The organism is Streptomyces sp. NPDC002265, from assembly GCF_040296125.1.
Classification (GTDB): Bacteria; Actinomycetota; Actinomycetes; order Streptomycetales; family Streptomycetaceae; genus Streptomyces.
The window spans coordinates 1-4,155 of the sequence record NZ_JBEOWS010000549.1 but is presented as its reverse complement, the minus strand read 5'-3'; the positions used below and the strand labels follow the sequence as shown (position 1 = coordinate 4,155).

At 73.1% G+C, this 4,155-nt stretch carries 3 protein-coding genes; 1 reads left to right on the top strand and 2 read right to left on the bottom strand.

From position 1 onward, the window contains the following. Nucleotides 1–50: 50 nt before the first annotated feature. Together afsK and kbpA are read right to left on the bottom strand one after the other, a co-directional pair. A complete protein-coding gene (gene afsK, locus ABT085_RS44520) occupies nt 51–2,396 on the bottom strand; it encodes a protein serine/threonine kinase AfsK (RefSeq protein WP_351622401.1) in 2,346 nt (781 codons plus the stop codon). Nucleotides 2,397–2,584: 188 nt separating this feature from the next. Then, nucleotides 2,585–3,319 carry an AfsK-binding protein KbpA gene (gene kbpA / locus ABT085_RS44515; RefSeq protein ID WP_351622398.1) on the bottom strand — a complete coding sequence of 245 codons (735 nt, stop codon included), beginning with the start codon at nt 3,317–3,319 and terminating at the stop codon, nt 2,585–2,587. Between the two features lie 133 nt (nt 3,320–3,452). Here kbpA and ABT085_RS44510 point away from each other — a divergent pair, with 133 nt between their 5' ends. Continuing rightward, the gene (locus ABT085_RS44510; RefSeq protein WP_351622403.1) at nt 3,453–4,088 is read left to right on the top strand and encodes a TetR family transcriptional regulator; all 636 of its coding nucleotides are present in this window, start codon (nt 3,453–3,455) and stop codon (nt 4,086–4,088) included. The last annotated feature ends 67 nt before the right edge of the window (nt 4,089–4,155 follow it).

Below are 4,155 nucleotides of genomic sequence, written 5' to 3'. Positions count from 1 at the left end.
GGCCCGCCCGGGGGGGCGGGGCCGGGCCGGAAGACGGTGCCGGGGGCGGGTCAGGTCGTGCGGGCCGTGCCCGTGCCCTTCTCCGCGTCCAGCGCGTACACGCAGCGGTCCTTGCTGCACGCGTACACCACGCCGTCCTTCACCACCGGCGAGCCGGTGATCTCGCCGCCCGTGGCGAGCTTCCAGCGCAGCCGGCCGTCGTCGGCCTTCAGGGTGTAGAGCAGGTGGTCGGTGGAGCCGAAGTGGATACGGCCCTCGGCCACCGTGGGGGCGCCCACGATGTCGCCGCCCGCCTGGAAGCGCCACTTGGGTGTACCGGTGACCGCGTCCAGGGTGTAGAGGCCCTTGCCGCTGCCGACGTGGACGTGGCCCGCGGCCACCAGGACCGGCTCGATCGAGGACCGGGCCTCGGTGGCGATGCGCCAGCGGTCGCGGCCGTCGGTGGCGTCGAGCGCGTAGACCGTGCCGAGGTAGTCGGCCAGGTACACCCCGCCGCCGGTGACCGCGGGGCCGGGCACGAAGGCGGGCGGGGAGAGGAACGCGGCCGGGGCCTCGAAGTGCCAGCGCACCCTTCCGGTGGCCACCTCGACGGCCAGCACCCGGGTGCCGGCGCAGAGGTAGACATGGCCGTCCGGGGCGTGGGTGACGCGCACCGGCACCCCGCCGCAGGAGGCGGCGTCGCCGATCGGGTACGACCAGCGCTCCTCGCCGGTGCGCGCGTCCAGGGCGCACAGCCGGGCGTCCTGCCAGACGTACACCGTGCCGTCGTGCAGCGCGGGGCCCGCCTCCGGCGACTCGAAGTCGCTCTGGCAGCCGTTGATCTCCCACAGCCGCTGTCCGGTGGAGGCCTCCCAGGCCTGCACCCCGCCGCCGCGCGTGCCGGTGACGACCGTGCCCCGCTCGGCCTTCAGGGAGTACACCCAGGCGTCCGTGGACAGCCGCCACAGGTCGCCGCCCTCGCGGGCGTCCAGGGCGAACAGGGTGGGGCCGTCGGAGGCGTGCACCCGGCCGTCGGCGACCGCCATCGACCAGGCCACGTCCCGGGTCTTGAAACGGCGTCTGCCGGTCGCCACGTCCAGGGCGTGCACCTCGAAGGAGGTCACGTAGACCAGGTCGCCGGCGACCGCCGGTGTGCCCCACACGTCGTTGGACATGCGGAACCGCCAGGGGCGCCAGCCGGCCGCCGTCTCCGGGGGTGCGGGCGGCGCGGGTACGACGGGGTCGGCGCCGTTGACGCCGGGGCGGGGTCTGGCCCAGGACGCGACCAGGCCGGCCTCCGGCGGGGGTGCCTTGACCGCGGCGGCACGGGCGTCGGCGACCCGCGGTCCGGGTCCGATCGGCACCGCGGCCCCGGCCAGCCGGACCGGGCCGTTGTCGGGGGCGCCCACGGGGGCCGGGCCGGACGGCAGGGCCGGGACGGCGGGGTCGCGCGAGGGCGGCGGCGGCACCGGGGCGCGGCCCCCGCTGCGCGGGCCGCTCACGGCCGGCTTCACCGGCGGGCGGCCGCCGCGGCGGGTCTCGATCAGGGCCACCGCCTTCTCGGGCAGCCATGCGGACGCGGTGCCGCTGTCGTCGGAGCCGGAGCCGAAGAGGTGGGGGGCCAGCTGGGCCTGGAGGTCGGCCGGGTTCGGCCGGCCGGTGGCCTCCATCTGCATACAGGACTCGATGAGCGGGCGCAGCTCGTCCGGGAGCCCTTCGAGGTCCGGGCCCTCGCGCAGCAGCATGAAGACCGTCTCGACCGGGTTCGCGCCGTGGAAGGGCGGATGCCCGGTGGCGGCGAAGACCAGCATCGAGCCCAGCGAGAACACGTCGCTGGCGCCGGTGACGCTGCGGGAGTCCTTCGCCTGCTCGGGGGACATGTAGGCGGGTGTGCCGACCGCGACGTTCGTCATGGTCAGACGGGTGTTCGAAACACCGGAGGCGATACCGAAGTCGATCACCCGGGGGCCGTCCTCGACCACGAGCACGTTCGAGGGCTTGAGGTCACGGTGGACCAGCCCGGCGCCGTGGATGGACTGGAGCGCCTCCGCCACGCCCGCGGCGAGCCAGCGCACCGCCTGGGCCGGGAGCGGCCCGCAGTCGTTCACTATCTCCTCGAGCGAGGGCGCGGGGACGTACGCGGTGGCCAGCCACGGCACCGCGGCGCGCGGATCGGCGTCCACGACCGCGGCCGTGTAGAAGCCGGAGACCGCCCGCGCCGCCTCCACCTCGCGGGTGAAACGGACCCGGAAGAGCTGGTCCTCGGCGAGCTCGGTGCGGACCGTCTTGATCGCCACGCGCCGGCCGGACGCCGAGCGCGCGAGATAGACCAGCCCCATGCCGCCGGCACCCAGCCGTCCCAGCACCTCGAACGGCCCGATACGCCGCGGATCGTGCTGCGTCAGCTGATCCACCACTTGCCCTGCCACCTCCCCGTACGGGCCGCACCACCCACGTGTGCAGCGACCCCGTGCAGCGTCTCACCACCGCACCGCCGTGGCGGCACGCACCCTGATTCTTCCTGGCCGGGCCACAGGTTGCGAACCCAGGGACAATCAGGATGTCTGCCATGTTATTGGGGGATATCAGGGCAAACATCGGGCACTCAGCGTTCCAGCAGCGCGAAAGACGCCCCCTGATTGTCGCTGACGACGGCGACCGTCCCGTACGAGGTGCCGAACGGTCCCGCCTGGACCCGGCCGCCGAGCCGCCGGACGGTCCCGGCGGCGGCCGCGCAGTCCTCGACCCGGAAGTGGACGAGGAAGTGCGGCGGCATCTCGGCCGGGAAGACGTCGGCCACCGCGGCCCGGCCGAACGCGGGCTCGGGCCCGGGACCGAACAGGGCCTCGTGGAAGAGGGCGCCGTAGAAGGCGTTGGCGGCGGCCGGGTCGCGGGCGTAGAGCTGGACCCAGGCGAAGGTGCCGGGGGTGCCGCGGGTGCCGAAACCCGGGTAGGTGCCGGGCTGCCACAGGCCGAAGACCGCGCCCTCGGGGTCGGCGGCCAGCGCGGCGACCCCCAGGTCGCCGTCCCTGAGCGGCGCCCTGACGGCCTGGCCGCCGGCCTGCTCCACCCGCCGCAGCAGCGCCCGCACGTCCGGGGTCGAGAAGTGCACCGCCCACACCGTGGGCATCCGGCCGTCCGTCTTGTGCGCGAGCGCGGCGACGGGCTCACCGTCCTTGCGGGCCCACACCGAGGAGCCGTACGCATCCTCGTACGTCCATCCGAAGAGCTCTCCGTAGAACCGCTTGCCCGCCTCCACGTCGGGAAGCTGCGCGTCCACCCAGCAGGGAACACCCTCCCGGACGCCCCCTCCGTACCCCGATGCCCAGTTTTCGGCCATACCGCCAAAGTAACTGGGCCGCACGCACCCCGCAGACCAGCACATCAGCCCCCATACCCTCGTGCACCCCATTTGCACTCGGCCGAATCGCGCTCCGATCACCCCTCGGTAAGCTGACGGCATGACAGGACAAGTGCGTACCGTCGACGGCCGCGTGGCCGGCCGGCGTGGGCAGGCGACCCGGCAGAAGCTGCTCGACTGCCTCAGCGAGATGCTCAGCTCCTCCCCTTACCGGGACGTCAAAGTCATCGATGTCGCCCGGAAGGCGGGCACTTCGCCCGCCACCTTCTACCAGTACTTCCCGGACGTCGAAGGTGCCGTCCTGGAGATCGCCGAGCAAATGGCCGCCGAGGGAGCCGAGTTGACCGAACTGGTCGCCGGACGCTCCTGGGTCGGCAAGGCGGGCTGGCAGACCTCGCAGGAACTCGTCGACGGTTTCCTGGAGTTCTGGCGCCGCAACGACGCGATCCTCAGGGTCGTCGACCTCGGGGCGGCCGAGGGGGACAAACGGTTCTACAAGCTCCGGATGAAGATCCTGAACTCGGTGAACAACTCCCTCTCCGACGCGGTCGCCGAGTTGCAGTCCAAGGGCAAGGTCGACAAGGACGTCAATCCGGCCGCGGTCGCCGGATCGCTGGTCGCGATGCTCGCGGCGGTCGCCTCCCATCAGAAGGGCTTCCAGTCCTGGGGCGTCAAGCAGGCCGAACTCAAGCCCAATCTGGCGCTGTTGGTGCACCTGGGCGTGACCGGCAAGAAGCCGACGAAATAGCTCCGGCCCCCCTCTTTCCAGGTACCGAGTCCTGTCAGGCAGGCGGCGGCGCACCCGGGTGGGCCGC

Bases quoted from the DNA above. Each gene is read 5' to 3' on its own strand.
- kbpA (WP_351622398.1), bottom strand. From the start codon at position 3,319: ATGGCCGAAAACTGGGCATCGGGGTACGGAGGGGGCGTCCGGGAGGGT.